The 16,785-nt window shown below is 43.1% G+C and carries 12 protein-coding genes; 6 read left to right on the forward strand and 6 right to left on the reverse strand.

What is annotated here, in order from left to right; all coding sequences use genetic code 11:
* The first annotated feature begins 296 nt into the window (after nucleotides 1-296).
* Both AB4486_RS12525 and AB4486_RS12530 read left to right on the forward strand, forming a co-directional pair.
* Nucleotides 297-1,013 (forward strand): GntR family transcriptional regulator, encoded by a 717-nt coding sequence (locus AB4486_RS12525; protein WP_009845448.1) that lies wholly within the window; start codon nucleotides 297-299, stop codon nucleotides 1,011-1,013.
* 267 nt (nucleotides 1,014-1,280) lie between these two features.
* Nucleotides 1,281-2,033: a YdiY family protein gene (locus AB4486_RS12530; protein ID WP_372117284.1), complete on the forward strand. Its 753-nt coding sequence runs from the start codon at nucleotides 1,281-1,283 to the stop codon at nucleotides 2,031-2,033.
* A gap of 88 nt (nucleotides 2,034-2,121) precedes the next feature.
* Here the strand turns inward: AB4486_RS12530 and AB4486_RS12535 are convergent, their stop codons facing one another.
* From AB4486_RS12535 to AB4486_RS12550, 4 genes are all read right to left on the reverse strand, one after another.
* The gene (locus AB4486_RS12535; protein ID WP_102333513.1) at nucleotides 2,122-5,199 is read right to left on the reverse strand and encodes an efflux RND transporter permease subunit; all 3,078 of its coding nucleotides are present in this window, start codon (nucleotides 5,197-5,199) and stop codon (nucleotides 2,122-2,124) included.
* Nucleotides 5,186-6,523 (reverse strand): efflux RND transporter periplasmic adaptor subunit, encoded by a 1,338-nt coding sequence (locus AB4486_RS12540; protein ID WP_371725142.1) that lies wholly within the window; start codon nucleotides 6,521-6,523, stop codon nucleotides 5,186-5,188. The genes AB4486_RS12535 and AB4486_RS12540 overlap by 14 nt, the downstream gene beginning before the upstream one ends.
* 194 nt (nucleotides 6,524-6,717) lie before the next feature.
* Complete coding sequence (locus AB4486_RS12545; protein ID WP_372117286.1) at nucleotides 6,718-7,911, reverse strand: outer membrane protein transport protein; 1,194 nt, start codon at nucleotides 7,909-7,911, stop codon at nucleotides 6,718-6,720.
* On the reverse strand, nucleotides 7,901-10,132 hold the full coding sequence (locus tag AB4486_RS12550) for a lipase (RefSeq protein WP_372117287.1): 2,232 nt from the start codon (nucleotides 10,130-10,132) through the stop codon (nucleotides 7,901-7,903). Before AB4486_RS12550 ends, AB4486_RS12545 begins: the two co-directional genes overlap by 11 nt.
* A gap of 356 nt (nucleotides 10,133-10,488) precedes the next feature.
* Between AB4486_RS12550 and AB4486_RS12555 the strand changes: the two genes are divergently transcribed.
* The 3 genes from AB4486_RS12555 (at nucleotide 10,489) to dcuC (ending at nucleotide 13,526) form a co-directional block, all read left to right on the forward strand.
* Entirely contained in the window at nucleotides 10,489-11,193 is a 705-nt protein-coding gene (locus AB4486_RS12555) for a winged helix-turn-helix domain-containing protein (protein ID WP_229647837.1), read from the forward strand.
* On the forward strand, nucleotides 11,186-11,692 hold the full coding sequence (locus tag AB4486_RS12560; protein ID WP_372117289.1) for a hypothetical protein: 507 nt from the start codon (nucleotides 11,186-11,188) through the stop codon (nucleotides 11,690-11,692). The genes AB4486_RS12555 and AB4486_RS12560 overlap by 8 nt, the downstream gene beginning before the upstream one ends.
* A 466-nt stretch (nucleotides 11,693-12,158) precedes the next feature.
* Nucleotides 12,159-13,526, forward strand: a complete 1,368-nt coding sequence (gene dcuC, locus AB4486_RS12565) for an anaerobic C4-dicarboxylate transporter DcuC (protein WP_016788598.1) — start codon at nucleotides 12,159-12,161, stop codon at nucleotides 13,524-13,526.
* 170 nt (nucleotides 13,527-13,696) lie between these two features.
* On the opposite strand, the gene AB4486_RS12570 is transcribed toward dcuC, so the two are convergent.
* Nucleotides 13,697-14,329 carry a response regulator gene (locus AB4486_RS12570; RefSeq protein WP_017062609.1) on the reverse strand — a complete coding sequence of 211 codons (633 nt, stop codon included), beginning with the start codon at nucleotides 14,327-14,329 and terminating at the stop codon, nucleotides 13,697-13,699.
* Nucleotides 14,316-16,046, reverse strand: coding sequence for a nitrate/nitrite two-component system sensor histidine kinase NarQ (narQ, locus tag AB4486_RS12575; protein WP_017062610.1), 1,731 nt, complete (start codon nucleotides 16,044-16,046; stop codon nucleotides 14,316-14,318). The genes AB4486_RS12570 and narQ overlap by 14 nt, the downstream gene beginning before the upstream one ends.
* A gap of 253 nt (nucleotides 16,047-16,299) precedes the next feature.
* Here narQ and napF point away from each other — a divergent pair, with 253 nt between their 5' ends.
* Complete coding sequence (gene napF / locus AB4486_RS12580) at nucleotides 16,300-16,779, forward strand: ferredoxin-type protein NapF (protein ID WP_017062611.1); 480 nt, start codon at nucleotides 16,300-16,302, stop codon at nucleotides 16,777-16,779.
* Nucleotides 16,780-16,785 lie beyond the last annotated feature (6 nt).

Here is a 16,785-nt window from a genome sequence, read left to right on the forward strand (position 1 = left end):
GATTAGTACGACAGTCGTCCCTGTCGACGAGAAGAATAATACAACCTCAAGACATTTAATCCGTGATCACGATCTCATCAATACATATTTGTATTTAATTTGTATTTAAATCGTATTGGTAAATCCTTTAAGAAAGCTTGTTATGTATCGTTTAATTTGTATTATATGTACTACAAAACGCCGATACGACGCTCACACTAACCTTTAAAGCAAGGCTTATATAGAGCAAATTTACGTATTTAAGGTACAGGTTGTTAATCAAAGTCTAGTTGTCCTAGCGCACAAATGAGGCAAAAATGGCAAGACTCCCTATGTATCGCCAAATCGCCGATGCAATAAGAGAAAAGATCAGTTCTGGTGAATATAAAGTTGGAGAAGCACTCCCAACGGAAGCGCAATTGCGTGAAGTATTCTCGGTAAGTCGTGTAACGGTTAGACAGGCGCTGAAACTACTGATCGAAAACGATGAGCTGGAAAGCGTTCAAGGTAGTGGTACTTACGTCAAAGAGAACAAGATCAATTACGACATCTACAAACAGTCGAGCTTTCAAGAAAAGTGGGCGCATTTGGATGTGGTTACACACAGTGAAGTTCTGGCCTTCGAAATGAAGCCGTGTTCTTTGGCGATGTCTGAACATTTAGATATCAAAGAAGGCGAATTGGTTTTCTACGTAAAACGTGTTCGTTTCATAGACAACAATCCAATCACGGTTGAAGAAACTTGGTTACCTGTTGCCCTATTCCCAGATCTCACCTATCAAGTGATGCAGACATCAAAATACGACTTTATTGAGAACACCAAAGGCATGGTGATTGATCGAAGTGAGCAGGAATTGGTACCGATTCTTCCGCCTGAAGACGTTGCTAAACAGTTAGGTATTGACCCAGCTCAGCCTATCATTGAAAAACGTACTCGCGGTTACCTCGCCAATAACACGGTGTTTGAATACAGCCGTAACTACTTCACGTCTAACGATTACCGATTTACTTTGGTCGCAAGACGCCAGAGATAATGCTCATCAGCAAGTTTCGATAGTAGCAAAATGACCAACACAGAGAGCGCCTTGCTCTCTGTGTTTCTGAGCTGTTATTTCAATCATAAACCCAACTTTCCTCCCCAAATATTCCTAAACCAATATCAAGTAACCTCACGAAAGATCATTCACATTCATTTAAATACTGTTCTGGCGCTTTGAACATAAACTAAGCACCCATTAACCAACACAGTTTTATACACACGCTCCCTAGCAAAGCTGCCTCTATTTCTCATCGCGTTCTCTATGCCCGTATTTGCCGAAGAAGTTGAAGAAGTAGAACTCGAGGGCGACGTCGTATTAAGCGAAGGTTCTGACTTAAAAGAAGAAGCTCAAGAATCCCCTTTTACAACCCTGACCAAACTCGGGTTTATCTACTCACAAAACACCAGCTCATCTTTGTCGATCAACTCTGGAATCTCTGTTGGATACAAAAAAGAGAACTGGGGCCAACGAGTTCAGTTTGATACCTACTATACCGATGCTGAAAACGATGAAGACGGCACCAATCGCTATACCACCAACTATGGCATCAGCTATGACTTGAACGAAGTCACCTATTTGGTCGCAACAACACGTTTTGAACACGACCACTTTGGTACTTATCGTAAGCAATTTATAACGGCTACAGGATTGGGTCGCCACTTTTATGATACTGAAAGAATCAAACTTCAAGGCTCTGCTGGTCCGGGTTACCGAATCAGTCAACGCCAATCCTCCGATGAAGAGTTCCCGAACAAAGAGAACTATGAACTGATCGTGAATGCCAGTGTTGATGGCTCTCTGACGATCACAGAAACGTTTTCTATGGGGGCAACGGCTAACATGGCTTACGGTGAAGAGAACACCAATTACAACCTCAAAGGCTATCTAAAGAACATCTTAATGGGCAATTTGGCGCTGACTTTTGATACAGAATACATCTACAACACCACTGTCGCATCAGACCAAAGTAACGCCGAAATCTACAGCTCAATGAATCTAAACTACGACTTCTAACCGCTCTCCTCACTTAATCTAGCCCACAACAGCAAAAGGTCCTCACAATGAGGGCCTTGAAGTATCTAGCTAAACCTAAAACATCTCGCTACGCTGGTTTCGTTCTCAATCGAGTCAACAAATCCATTTGCTTTAGGTTCGCCATACCGACATACGCGACTGGCACTAAGAACAATGAGAAAAAAGTTCCGACAGACAAGCCACCGACCAGAACCAAACCAATATTGATTCGACCTAAGGAACCCGGGCCATCCGCCAGTGCCAATGGCAATGAACCGAGGATCATCGTCAGTGAGGTCATCAAGATTGGACGTAACCTTGAACGTGCACTGCTGATCGCCGCTTCTTTCGCACTCGCGCCAGATTTGCGTTTCTCGTTGGCAAACTCCACCAGCAAAATACCGTGTTTGGTCACGAGACCAACCAGTGTCAGCAATCCTATCTTCGAGTAAATATTGAGGCTTTGACCAAATACCGAAAGCGTCAAAATCGCGCCCACAATACACAATGGAACCGTTAGCAAGATGATCATTGGGTCAACAAAGCTTTCAAACTGCGCCGCCAAGATCAAGAAGATGAAAATCAACGCCAATACGAACAGCACTTGTGCGCCCGCGGTTGAATCAACCAGGTCTTTAACTACGCCATTGAACTCGTAGCTCTGAGCAGGTTTCAACAGACTTGGTACCGTGTCATCAATGTATGCCTTCACGTCGCTCGCCGTATATCCGGGCATCAAGTCCGCGGTGATTTCAGCACTGTCTTTACCCATGAACGTCTTGAAATTAGATTCCGATGTCACTTGCTTGATTGATACAAACTGAGATAAAGGAAGCCTTTGACCCGACTGTGAATCCACGTACAGCTTATCGAGCACCTTGAAATCGCCAAGATCACTAAGATTTACTTGAACTTGAATTGGGTACGTATAGCCATCATCCGCTTGTAGATCTGCCGCTTTCACTGATCCTAAGAAAGTAGATAGCGCATTGGTGACATTACTGTAATCCACACCAGACAATACGATAGCATTGCGGTCAATCGACAAGTCATAACGCAATTGGTCACGCAACATCGAATTTTTAATGTTGGTCACGCCCTCATAACTCTCAAGCGCCTCCACCACCTCATTCGCCGTTTCCGACAATACGGTGGTATCACGGTTAACCGTCGTTAACTCTAGGATCATATTAGTGGCAATGTTCAAGTTATCAGCCGAGCGAACCTTGAAAGACATGCCATAAGCAGAGACCGAACTTTGCGCTTTAGCGATAAACTCGTTCACCAACTCATCAGCTGACTGGTCACGCTCGCCCCATGATTTCAATAAAACGTGATTGGTCGGAGTCCCTTCGATGTAAGATAAATTCGCTTCTACTGAATTATCACCTTTGAACACACTGTTGAGTTGCTCGTTGTTGTCTAGGTGATACTGACGTCCGACTCCTGTAGGAGGCGTTGAAGTGACCTCAACAAAACCAGTATCTTCCGTTGGAAGCAACACTTGAGGCATTGTCCAAACCGCTAAGGCCGATAAAGCGATCAGCACTAAAGCAATACCACTCATCAGAGCCTTACGATCAAACCATTTGCCTAACTCTTTCGTGTATAAATCCGATAACACATTCAGTTTCGCATCAACTTTTTGATACCACTTCGCCGGGGTTGATACTGGCTTCATTAAGTAAGCACTCATCATTGGTGAGAGCGTTAACGCCACAAACCCAGAGATGATCACCGCTGCTGCAAGCGTGAACGCGAACTGCCTGAATAGATCGGCGGTTAGGCCTGCCATCAAGCCAATTGGTAAGTAAACAACGGCCAAAGTCAGCGTCATCGCAATCACTGGAAATACGATCTCTCGACACCCTTTAATTGCAGCATTGAACGGCGTTTCACCCTCTTCGATATGACGGTAGCAGTTTTCAGCCACAACAATCGCATCATCAACCACCAAACCAATGGCGAGAATGATAGCGAGAATCGTCAGTACGTTGATGCTAAATCCAAGTAAATGCATGACGGCAAATACGCCTATTACGCACACAGGAATGGTGATAATAGGAATAGACGCCACACGAACTGAACCAAGGAACAACACGACAACGGCTGAAACCAGAACAATCGCTTCCACTAAAGTCATAAAGCCTTCGTCAATTGCAGTTTTAATAAAATCAGCTTGGTTGTAGACCATCTTCATCTCAATGCCTTCAGGCAACTGAGGTTGAATCACGTCTATTTGCTTCTTAACCTTATTGGCAACCGTCACTGGGTTTTCACTTTTCAGTGGCAGTACCTGAATCGACATAGCTAAGTTGTCGTCAACACGAAGAATACTCGGTGTAAGGCTCTCCTCACCCATTTTTACTTCAGCAATATCGCCAATGCGAATGATTTTGCCGTTATCGACACGAACCACCAAATCTCGCACATCATCAACACTGGTCACTTGGTTGACTGGGTTAATGGAGAAATCTCGCACCTGACCTTTGATAGTACCCGCGGTAAATGTCGCATTGTATGAGCTTAATGTTCCAACCACATCGGATGCACTCATATTGAGCGCCATCATTCGATCTGGTTGTAACCACACACGCACCGCTTTTTCACTGCCACCATACGGCCCCCAAATCCCCCCCACACCTTGTATGTGCTTAAACTGGGGCACAACTTGCTGGCTAATGTAGTCATACATGTCTTGCTTAGACATCTTGCCGGTATTCACAAACGTGATGATGTTACTCGGCATACTGGTATCAGAAGAGTCATCCGTTACCGTTGGCTTATCCGTCATACTCGGAGGAAAATCACCAATCGCTTCAACACTGCTACGCAGGTTGTTCATCAAGCTGGTGTATTCGACGTCATTAATGTCATCTTCAAAAATGATTTTTAGATTACACGTTCCTTCCTGACAGTCGGTCGTCATGGTTTTCACGCTGTCTAAGCCTGTTGCCGCCGTGATCAGTTTATCTGCCACATTGCGCGACATGAACTCAGCGCTCGCGCCATTGATCGCCGCGGTTACAGTCGCCGACGGTGTTTTATGTTCAGGAAAGTATTGGATTGAGAGCTTTTGAAACGACAAAAGCCCAAGCAAAACAATGGTAATACTCAGAACAGACGCAAACACAGGGTGCTTGATACAAATCTCAGGAAGCTTCATTCAGATTCTCCTTTGTTACGGCTTCCTTGCTTTGGATTTCCTTGCTGTGAGTTTCCTGGCTTTGGATTTCGCTCGATGATTGCTCAGCGGCCGCATTAGTTTCCGCACGCTCGTTATTTTCGTTGACCGCTTCGTCTACACCTTTTGTTGCTTCCGTCCAATCAACCGAAGGCTCAACCGGATGTGCTTCATCAATCTGTGTTTCGGTCTTTTCTACCTCGGGCTTAACGGTCTGCTTAGTGACCACTTTATCTACCGGCTCCGTTATTAACTCAACCGTTTTCTGCTCCGCATTAGGGTTCATTACCTTAACTAGAGACGCTTTCTTTAGGTTCTGCTGTCCCGTCACTACGACCTGATCACCCAGTTTCAATCCGCTTTCTACAACGACATACCCATCGTTAGTATTCACGCCCAATTCAACAATGCGTTGCTCGATTTTTTCGCCATTCACAATCCATACAAAACGTTGTGTATTTTTTGCTTGAACGGAATTTTGGGAAACCACCATTTGAGTCGTGTCTTCGCTCGTCATTTGGCTTACTTTGGCAAACATGCCCGGAACTAAGCGATGATCTGGATTGGTCACGTGCGCGTGTACTTCTACGCGACCTGAACTCTCATCAACCGTGGGGGCAATGTAATCCACCACACCAGAAAACGCTTCATCGACAAAAGCATCAACTTGGATAGAGACATTCTGCCCAAGTTTTGCGTTGCCTAAATCCGATTGTCCAATGGAATACTGAACTTCGACAGGATCGAGTTTAATCAAACTCACCAACGCGGTTGCGCTATCAATCTTACTGCCCACTGAGTGGGTGAAGTTAGTTAACTGCCCATCAAATGGTGCTACCAATAAATAGTCATTCATCAGCGCTTCTTTCTGACGGAAATCAGCTGCGGCTAGGTTCGCCTGTTCGCCCAGTTCTTCCACATCTTGTTGAGACATAGAGTCAGGCTGTTTCTTTAGTAATTCTTGTACTCGCTTTAATTTCGACTTTGCTAACGCTAGAGAGCTTCTTGCTTTGTCTAAATCGGCTTTCGCTTTGGTATTGTCCAGTTGAGCGATCAACTCGCCTTTTTTAACTGAATCTCCATCTTTGAAATGGATGTTGAGAATTTTGTCGGAGGCACTGAATGTCAATGCAGCAGAATCCGTTGCCCTGATTTTGCCAACCTCGTTGATTGAAGATGTGAATGCTTGTTTGTGCGCTTTTTCGATAGTCACAGGAATCAAGTTTGAGTCTTGGGCAAACGATGGAGAGATATGTAAGGCAAACAGTGCCAAACAGATTGTTTTACTAAGCTTTGTAAATTTCATTTTTAATAACCATAACCGTTGAATTCGTCTGAATTAAAACGTTTTTCTAAGCAGCTATTTCTTACTTAATGAGCTTCCAGCTATTTAAATAATGCTAAAACAGCTAATAATGAGAAAAGGGCTCAACTCACTGTCGAGCCCTACAATTTTTATATGATTCCTAAATTTTTACGTTCTGAACTCCAAAGTAAAAGTTAAAAACGATGTTGATATTGAACACCAAGCAAGAGAGCATCGGCAGTCACATCAGCAGTTATATTGGAACTCGTTCCTGGAATCGTCGTCAGGTTTTCGTCAATATCTTGTAATTCTCCGATGATAAATCCGACTCCAACGTCCACAGAACTGGCATTGGTGAAGTTATATGTCCCTCCGACCGTGAGCCAGTGACGGTTAACATCAGGAATAGAGAGCGATGTGAGTTCGTCAGTTGGGGAAATGTCGTACATGTAACCCGCTCGTAGAACGATGTCTTTCGACATGCTGTATGTACCACCGACAGAAACATGTCCTGCATCTTTCCATTGATACTCTTTAATAGAGTCGTCATAAGAGTCAGATGTTAGCGAGTCAAATTCAGACCAATTCACCCATTGCAGGCTGTAGTGAAAAGCCCACTGTTCGTTGAGCTGGTGCCAACCGGAAAACTCTAGAGTGTCTGGTAGAGGTACGTTCATCTTGTCGGCAGGGACACCGCCTTTGGTAATGTCACCTTCCACTTCGATATCTGGGCTGTAACGATAGGAAATACCAAATTTGTTATTCTCATTAACTTGATAGGTAGCACCAATATTGGCGCCCAAGCCAAATCCATCAGCATCAACACCGAGTAAACCTTGACGCGAAATTTCACCTTCACCGTAGATAACATCAATACCAGCACCTAAGTTGAGCTTTTCAGAGATCTCATAAGCGACAGCGAAACCCACATTGATACTGGAAAGCGCCGTTTTGCCTCCAAACTCATCCGCTTCGAACGAGTTATCAAATTCGACGTCAGTACCGAAATTGGAGTGAACCGTTACACCTAATGTGAACTTCGAATCTTCGATAGAATGAACATAATGAATGTTTGGAACTAATGTCCCTGCGTCTAATGATTGGTCATCCAACATTTCAGTATCACCAATCATTGGCGTGTAGCTAACATTAGACACATCAATACCACTATCGACATAGATAGCACCTACAGAAAGTGTTGGTTGCTCGATGTAAGCCATCGCAGCGCTGTTCTTAGCCACAATTGCCGCACTATCGGCCATAACAGCATCACCCGCGAATGCACGACCTAACCCTGTTACGGACTGTGCGTTAAGTTGAAAACCGGCCGCGTTAATCAGGCAAGGAACAAGAGCAACTGCAGTGCCCAAAAAAAGTTTATTCTTCATTTTGAGGCACCTCTGTTTCGATATGATCTTCGTTATTAATGACAACAAGCGAACCTTCAGTCATCACCATCGAAGCAACAGCTAACTGTTGGGTTGTCACGGCTTCACGTACATCTGACATATTTCCGCCTGGCATACCCGGTAGGCCATTTTCATCAACGGGGCCTTCATACGGGAATAAGTACGTACCATGTCCACCGGTTGTCGTTCTTATGACTCCACCGAGTTCGATCTGATCACGCTTTGTACCCGTTATTGGGTCTAAACCAAGGGCAGTAATTAAGGGCTCAGTGCCAGTTCGAATATTATTTGGCGCGGTATTCGGAATTACGCTGTCTGGCACATAATCAACGCCAACGTCACAGGTTTCGCCGCAATCTCCAACTGCAGCTAACAAAAGAGTCGGTTGCTCAGCCTTAACTTGACGAGAGATGAAACTAGCAGGGTCTGCACTATCAATTGTTGCTTGAACTCCTTGTTTAAGGTCGGTAACAACTAAATCGAAGATGTCGTTCTCTAGCTGATTAACAAGCAGCGCGTTATCAGATGAAAGCTCTACAAACTCTCTAAGTGCTTCAATACATTGTTGATTCGTTGCTTCTGTTATGCATGTATCTAGTATGACAGTTTCAGCAATGCCACGCTGAACATCAGGAGACTTCTTAACACCTTCAGACATTTCAGGGCCTAAGGTTTGAGAAGACAGAACCAAGTTGGTTAGCCCCTGCCCCGGAACAACAAAGTTCACCGTATTGAATTCAAAATTAGGATTAGTATCCGAGTGAAAATCAGGGCTTGCTTGACTAAACTCACTCACCATTACCGACATGATCCCACCCAACGATTGTCCGATTAGATGAACGTTATTGTTATCAACCCAACCTTCTTGGCTCAACGCATAGCGTAGACCCAGAAAATCAGAAACAGACTGCTGGAGGTTAGAACGAAGCGCTAAAGGGGAATCAATATTGATGAAGAAGGCTTTGTTTGCTCGGGCACTAATTTCCACGTGCTCAGGGCTTGAGTCATAACGTATCCGCTCACCGTGATATGGCATATCGATCGCAACCACGGCATAACCTTTATCAGTATATTCCGCAGCCATTAAAGAAGCAGTGCCGCGCTCTGCTGTAACACCATGAATAAAAATAGCGACAGGTAACTCTATAAAACTATTCCAGTTAAACTCTTTTGGTACGTATATATCTGCCGTCACCTCAAGGTCTTCTGTCTTTTGAGGCATTGGATTCTCCGCAGTTGGAAAACTACCGGAAGTGTTGGTAATCCATTCATACAGTGGTGGGCAATTTTCTTTCGGGTCAAATTCATCGACGATACATTCCGCCTCCCTCTCTTTTGTAAAAGGTAAGTACGACGGAATTTTTAGCACTTTTGTATACAGGTTATATCCCCGCTTTTCCTCTACAATTACAGGCTCTTCTTGGGTGAATAAACTACCATATTGCAGATGGTTTCTTTTCATTGCATCTAGCGACGAATACGAACTCTGTGTTTTAAACTGCGCAGCATAAACGGGAATACCTTTCTCTGGATATAACGCATAATATGATTCAATAGCACTCAATACTTGATCTTGAAGGACTTCTTCTTTTTCGTTATTTAATGGGACGTCTGAATAAATCAACTCATCAAAACTGGCATCTGATTTTAAAGGCTCATTAAATTCAGTTTTTACCCCGTCAGTAACAACGATCGAATAAGTCGTCCCCTCTTTTAATCCTGATTCGCACTGAATAATTATATTGGAACCATCGGCCGATATTTGAGTGTCAACTTCATCACCTGTTATTTCATCAATTAATACAACATTCCCGGCTAAGGTTTCGTTATTGAGTGGATAACGTTTATCAGAATTAACACTTTTTAGAGGAATCAAAATCGGTTCTGCACAAAGTCCCCAACCGTCTAGGGCTGCGTATGAGTTGTTGTAGTCCTGATAATACGCGTCGTTAGTCGATGACATTACGACAACGTCTTCACCGACACCGGATATTGTTCCATCCTCGTCATACCCATAACCATCGTTCGGTTTTGGTAATTCATTAATGTTGTAGGGAACCAATATCAATACGGCATCTTGAGCCGAGTCTTCAGACTGACAGCCGAGTAAGGCAAGCGTAATTAGTCCACATATATACGGCTTATTGAAATCTTTCAAAACAGCTCCTTCGTAGCTTTCGCATTTAACTGGTGTGGTCATGCGATTTATCGTTATTTGAATTGCCGATTGAGTCGGAGGTAAGCTCGACTTTTATTCGTAGAGAGCAAGGCAACACAGAGTTGGAATGACACGTTGATAAAACTACGTAAGAAATTTGAGCAGTTAACCCACACCCACTAAATCAGCGTCACCCGTTAATGATCTAATAGCGACTGGCGGCAAGCACCTGAAACCACATTAAACAACCTCAAAAAGTTTTATAAGGGAATATGAAAAGAGGGATAATCAAACAAATTCAATTATTTAAACATAAAATAAGACAAAGTGAGTGAGTTTATATTTATAGTGGTATTTGTTATATTTAAGTGAGAACGCTTATAACAATGAGAACCCAGATATCTGCTGAATTTATTATCAATGATGATATACAGGTCAATTTAGAAGAGAGTGAAATCCATCACTTTAAGACAGGTCGTACGTACCCAATAGGTTCTAACGAATCAGAGCTACTTAAGTTTTTTATCTCGAGACCCAATGAGGTGATCACGCGCCAAGTTCTTATTGAACAAGTGTGGGTGTCTAAAGGTATCTACGTTGAAGATGGCAGCCTAATGCAAACCATCTCGATTTGCCGAAAAGCGTTAGAAGATAAGAGGGGGATGATCATCGTCACTGAGCGCGGTAAAGGCTACCGATTTGCAGGACAAGTGACACAAGACAAAGAACGCGCGCTGCGTATAGTTCAATCGCAACCAATACAAGAAACGAAACAACCTGAAGACAACACAGCGCCAGAAAGATCACCAACCGAGACAACGGCCGCTACGAAAAAAACAAACAGTGTGTTAGCACTGGTTGCATTATTTGTAGTGGCTGCAGGTTTATCCCATTATCTGTTTTCTTATTTAGATAGAAATAGCCTAGGCGAAGATCTCGTGGGTCAACATTTTATCTCTTGTAAAATCGAATCCGACGAGTTCACTTTTAATGAGTTATTCAACGTGACGCTTTACGAATATAAGGGAAAAAAAATCATCATCGATAATTCAGGAAAATCTCTGAGCTTCCCAAGTGAATTTAAAGGAGTGACTTGTGAATAAAGAAAAACAGATCTTCGTTGCAATCGCCATAATCGGTATTATGGCCGGATGGATGACAACCTTTATTCCTCAAAGTTATCTTAAAGATCATTATTTATCCAACACAGCCTCGGTGGTCAACCCACAAGAAAAAGTCATTTATAATCAAGCTGCCGTTAATATCGAGTTTAAGAAGAATAACAGCTATGAATTGTTATATGTCTCTACGAAAGAAGCTGGCTTTGCGTCGTCAGGTACTTACGTGGTAACCCAACACGACATTTCTTTAGACGAGACTCAACATGAACAAATCATACCAAATAGAGAGCTCACATTTTACGAAAAGGTGATGATCAGTGAAGGTGCAGTGCTTTCTTCAGATGCCATGGCTTATATCCCACTAAATAATGATGAATTATTATTGGTCACTCAGCGCGGAATGATTCACTTTTGTAAAAAAGTGATATGCGCCGACCTGCCCACTTACTCGAATGTAGATCCTGAATTGAACATTAACTAATCGTTTAACTATCAACTATTTCGGTCAGTAGCTGTACTTAAGCCAATACGTTAGGAGCTATGCATTTCCACATCAATTCAACTCTCGCTGAAGCCTACTTAACTTTCCATTCCCAGTAGGCATCAGTTCATAAATTAATCCGATATCATGTAAAAATACACACTTCTTTTTAGTTCTGCACGTTAGGCTCCAAAAGTCATAGATTTATAAATCCACACCTCTGTATACAACTCCTCACTATAAAGGTGATCCAAGTTATATTCTATTGAGATAGATAATTTGTTTATTAACATCTAAACAACAGTAGTTGTTCATGATTTACAACCACAATTAACATCAAAGAAAATGTTTGTCTTAGATCATATCAACCTCAACTATGCCTCGTGCCACAGTGCAGTTTTCTGTACATTCATTGTCATATTCTGAAACACTTTCTTATATTTTTTTAAACTTTGTGGAGATTTCTATGTTAGAGCTCTTGATCGGATTAGTGATTACTATCGCTGTTGGTTACTTTATTGTGAAAGGCTATAAAGCGGCAGGTGTATTACTGACAGCTGGCCTTGCCCTACTTCTTATTACTGGCCTTATAGGTCACACAGTCTTACCCGCTAAGGTCGCTTCAACAGGTAACATGGTTACCGACTCACTAGAATTCGTTAAGTACATGCTTCAGTACCGTGGAGGCGGCCTAGGCATGCAAATCATGCTTCTTTGTGGCTTTGCTTCTTACATGACGCATATCGGCGCAAACAATGTGGTAGTAAAACAATTCTCTAAACCGCTTGCTGCTATCAAATCTCCATACGTACTTCTTGTTGCGGCTTACATCGTAGCGTGTCTAATGTCTCTAGCAGTAAGTTCTGCAACAGGCCTTGGCGTGCTATTGATGGCGACCCTATTCCCAATGATGACGGCAATGGGTATTTCTCGTCCAGCAGCGGTGGCGGTTTGTGCATCACCTGCAGCAATCATTCTTTCACCAACGTCGGGTGATGTGGTTATCGCAGCAGAAAAATCAGGTATGTCTCTTGATGTGTTTGCTGTTCAAACGGTACTGCCTGTTTCTATCTGTGCGATCATCGTGATGGCGGGTGCGGCTTTCTTCTGGAACAAATACCTAGATAAGAAAGAAAACACGCCAATGGAAAAAGTAGACGTTTCAGAAATTGAAACGAATGCGCCGGCTTTTTATGCTGCTCTTCCATTCTTACCTATTTTTGGAGTATTTCTATTCAACGGTCGTACCATTCCGGGCCTTTCACTTGATATCTACACCATCGTAGTAGGTTCAATTTTCGTGGGCGCTGTTATCGATTACGTTGTGAAGAAGTTTGACGGCGAAAAAACACTAGAAGACCTAGATTCTTGCTACCAAGGTATGGCCGAAGCATTTAAAGGCGTAGTAATGCTGTTGGTTGCGGCGGGTGTATTTGCTCAGGGCCTAATGTCTATCGGTGCAATTGATAACCTAATCGGCCTTGCTGAATCAGCTGGCGCTGGCGGTATCGCATTAATGCTTATCCTGACTGGTCTAACAGTTGCTGCTGCTATCGCGACAGGTTCTGGTAACGCGCCATTCTATGCATTCGTAGAACTGGCTCCGTCACTTGCTGCGAAAATGGGCTTGAACCCTGCGTTCCTAATCATCCCAATGCTTCAAGCGTCTAACTTAGGCCGTACAATTTCTCCTGTTTCGGGTGTAATTGTAGCGACTTCTGGCATGGGTAAAATCAGCCCGTTTGAAGTCGTTAAACGTACTTCAGTACCAGTAATCTGTGGTCTTATCACGGTGATCTTCGGTACGCTTGTTCTAGTACCAATGGCAGCTTAATTGTCAGTAAAACAGACATGATTATTTGGATATAAAATGCCCTAATAAAAAGGCGCTGAACTTAGTAAGTTCAGCGCCTTTTTTAATGTCACTTTCTCACATCGTCAAAACTATCGAGACATGTATAAACAGTCAGGCTTGAAATAGTGTTATCTCAAAGGACCCAAGCCCTACTTCATTTCACCATAGCGTTCTAGATACAGAACCGTGGCAGCGGTACGGGAAGGCACTTGCAGCTTTTTCAGTAGACTCTTCATATGTACCTTAACTGTCGATTCAGAAATGAACAGGTGATCAGCGATCTGCTTATTGCGGTAACCTTTCGCGACTTCTTGAAGGATCTGCATTTCGCGTTCAGTCAGTTGTTCGAAGATATCATTGCGGCTTCCAGCATCATTTAGGTAACGAGCAACCACACTGCTGTAAGCCTTGTCACCGCTGTGTGCTTGCTTAAGCAGTTCAATTAACTCATCGGGTTCAGTGTCTTTCAACAAGTAGCCATCAGCGCCTGCTTTTACAATCGCTTCAATGTCTGCAGGGCTATCAGAAACCGTTAGAATAACAATGTTTGCGCTAGAACCGTCAGTGCGAAGTGCTTTCAAGGTATCTAACCCTGACATGCCCTTCATATTGAGATCCAAAAGGATCAAATCAGGTTCTTCTTCATGAGCAAGAGCAACCGCTTCAGTGCCGTTACTTGCTTCTGCAATCACTTCGAATTCGTCTTCAAAGCTCAGTAATTGGCTTATACCTCTGCGCATCAATGGATGATCATCAACCAGCATTACTTTACAAATCGTCAACTTTAACTTCCTTCAAACTTTTATATTTCAATATGACTGTACAGCCTTCACCTTGCGCCGCTTCAATCGTCAAGTCGCCATTCAGTCTTGCCGCACGCTCCTGCATAATGCTCATCCCGTAGTGGTTCACCTTGGAACTACTTGAGTCAAAGCCATCTCCATTATCTTTTATCACGACTAATACTTCACCGTCCTCATCGATACAGCATACATCTATCAAGTCGGCATTGGCGTGTTTTATTGCATTTATTGTTGCTTCACGAATCAATTGAAGCAAGTGAACCTGACTATGCGCATCAAGCTCGATCGATGAGAGATTATTAGTGAGGTTAATCTTCGCATCGGTTCTCTCGCTGAGCGCCTCAAGCATGGTACTTAAGGCGTCTCCAAAGTTGCCCTCTTTAATGGTCAACCTAAATGTGGTGAGTAGCTCTCTTAACTGGGTATAAGCGTCGGCTAAGCCGTTTCCGATCTCAGACGCGATTTGTTCAGATTGCTCTCGGTGCTGTTGCTCTGGCAGTTTGCCAATCACACGCTTTAATAGTGTAACTTGAATTTTCAAGTACGACAGTGATTGAGCCAATGAATCGTGGAGTTCACGTGCAATCGTGGCACGCTCTTCCATGATAATAAGCTGTTCAGCTTTCTTTTGAGCACGATTGTAGTAGATCGCTCTCGATAGCAGTTGAATGAAGCTTTCGATCAGAGCTTTAGTTGAGTGCCCGTGGTGATATGAACAGTATAAATAGCCGAGAATAAGTTCGTTATCGTCGAGTTTCATCTCAAACTTTTCGTAGTCTAAATTCGAATCGTAACCTTCATCCATAATCAATGAACGGCCTGAGTTATCGACAATCTCGAGCCTCAGTGATCCAATCCCTTCCAAGCTCACGAGATGCTGCAAGATAGCTCGGAAGTTTTCAGGAGCAATACGCGTCACCGTGAGCTCTTGTGACGAGTTATAAAGTGCCTGCAGCGACTGGTTCGCATTTTGCAGCTCAATCGTCTTTGCATCCACCACATCTTCAAGGTTTCGATAAAGCACGCCTAAATCTTTGGCCATCGAGTTGAAGGTTTTGGTCAAAATGCCCATTTCGTTGTTACTGGTCACCTTGAGTTCTACCTCGAAGTCGCTGTTTTTGATTCTTTGGCTCGCACCGACAAGAGCATGTAGCGGTTTAACAACCTGTTTACGTACAAAGTGAACAACAAAAAGAGATATGACCAGAATCCCACCAAGGCCGATACCACCAGCCCACGCTAACTTTATTAACTTGTCTTCAGAGAACTCTTGCAGCTTATAAACGAAGCCATCGATTTCAGCCACGAAGTTTTCAACCAACACGAGATAGTGATCGCGCTCTTCGCTATTCAAGACCTGTTTTAGCTCATGCCAACGGCCGATAATTAAATAGTAATCTTCTGTGATGTCTGTCGGAACATTCCAACTGACCAAATTAGTCATGGATGGCGAGTAAAGAGAACTTTCGAATTCACGAATATGAGATTCATAATCGACAGATTCTATTTGAATATCATGGGCTAAACGGTAGCTTTGCATTCGCATTGAACCGGCCACGTTAACCGCTTCTGCATCATTCAAACTTGAAGCCAAAGTAAAGATGGCAAAGCCAGTCGTAGCAACCGACAACAGCAGTATAGAGAGCAAAGATTTTGCTATCGTACTTGTTACAGATGAAACCGGTTTTATAAGCAAAAGTGCCTTCCTATTGATAAATGACTTGCCAGCGATATCGTATTGTCACACATCAAAAATCATAGCTCCATTCAATATGTGATCACTCGCTCCGTAATTTATTGATCTAAGACAATATATGCCCCCAATTAGCCCTTAGGGGGTATTTATACAATTGTTTCTAAAACTACACTACTTGTGAGGACTCATTACAAGATATTAATAGAATAATGACCTACAATTACAACATCTTAGTAACATCTATAGGTATCTAGTGGTAGATCTATCAAAACGCCGTCTTTTTTCAAGACGAAAAGTTGACTCAAGCCAGATTCGTTTGCCTTGGATTGACAGCCTAGAAAGCTTTACAGATGACTGTACTCGCTGCGGTAAATGCATCGAGAGTTGTGAGACTAAGATAATCATTGTAGGCGATGGTGGTTTTCCCACTGTAGATTTCTCTATTGATGAGTGTACGTTCTGCTATCAATGTGCAGATGTTTGTCCCGAACCCATTTTTAAGCCAAAGCAAGGAGAGCCTTGGCAAGCAAAAGCACAAATCTCTGATAAGTGTTTAGCGCAACAAAATGTTGAATGCCGAAGCTGTGGTGACATGTGTGAACCTATGGCCATTCAATTTGAACTTAGAGCAGGCAGTGTTGCTCTACCAAAAATCGAGTTAGATGAGTGTAGCGGTTGTGGGGCCTGCGTAGCAATTTGCCCTACTTCGGCTATTCTTGTGAGTAATGCATAAAACAAA

It is taken from the genome of Vibrio sp. 10N.222.55.C6 (genome assembly GCF_041473395.1).
GTDB lineage: Bacteria > Pseudomonadota > Gammaproteobacteria > Enterobacterales > Vibrionaceae > Vibrio > Vibrio crassostreae_C.

What these genes read in the sequence shown, in the direction of transcription:
- AB4486_RS12525 (WP_009845448.1), top strand. Translation starts at nt 297, where the DNA reads ATGGCAAGACTCCCTATGTATCGCCAAATCGCCGATGCAATAAGAGAA.
- AB4486_RS12540 (WP_371725142.1), bottom strand. Translation starts at nt 6,523, where the DNA reads ATGAAATTTACAAAGCTTAGTAAAACAATCTGTTTGGCACTGTTTGCC.
- AB4486_RS12530 (WP_372117284.1), top strand. Translation starts at nt 1,281, where the DNA reads ATGCCCGTATTTGCCGAAGAAGTTGAAGAAGTAGAACTCGAGGGCGAC.
- AB4486_RS12550 (WP_372117287.1), bottom strand. Translation starts at nt 10,132, where the DNA reads ATGACCACACCAGTTAAATGCGAAAGCTACGAAGGAGCTGTTTTGAAA.
- AB4486_RS12535 (WP_102333513.1), bottom strand. Translation starts at nt 5,199, where the DNA reads ATGAAGCTTCCTGAGATTTGTATCAAGCACCCTGTGTTTGCGTCTGTT.
- AB4486_RS12545 (WP_372117286.1), bottom strand. Translation starts at nt 7,911, where the DNA reads ATGAAGAATAAACTTTTTTTGGGCACTGCAGTTGCTCTTGTTCCTTGC.
- dcuC (WP_016788598.1), top strand. Translation starts at nt 12,159, where the DNA reads ATGTTAGAGCTCTTGATCGGATTAGTGATTACTATCGCTGTTGGTTAC.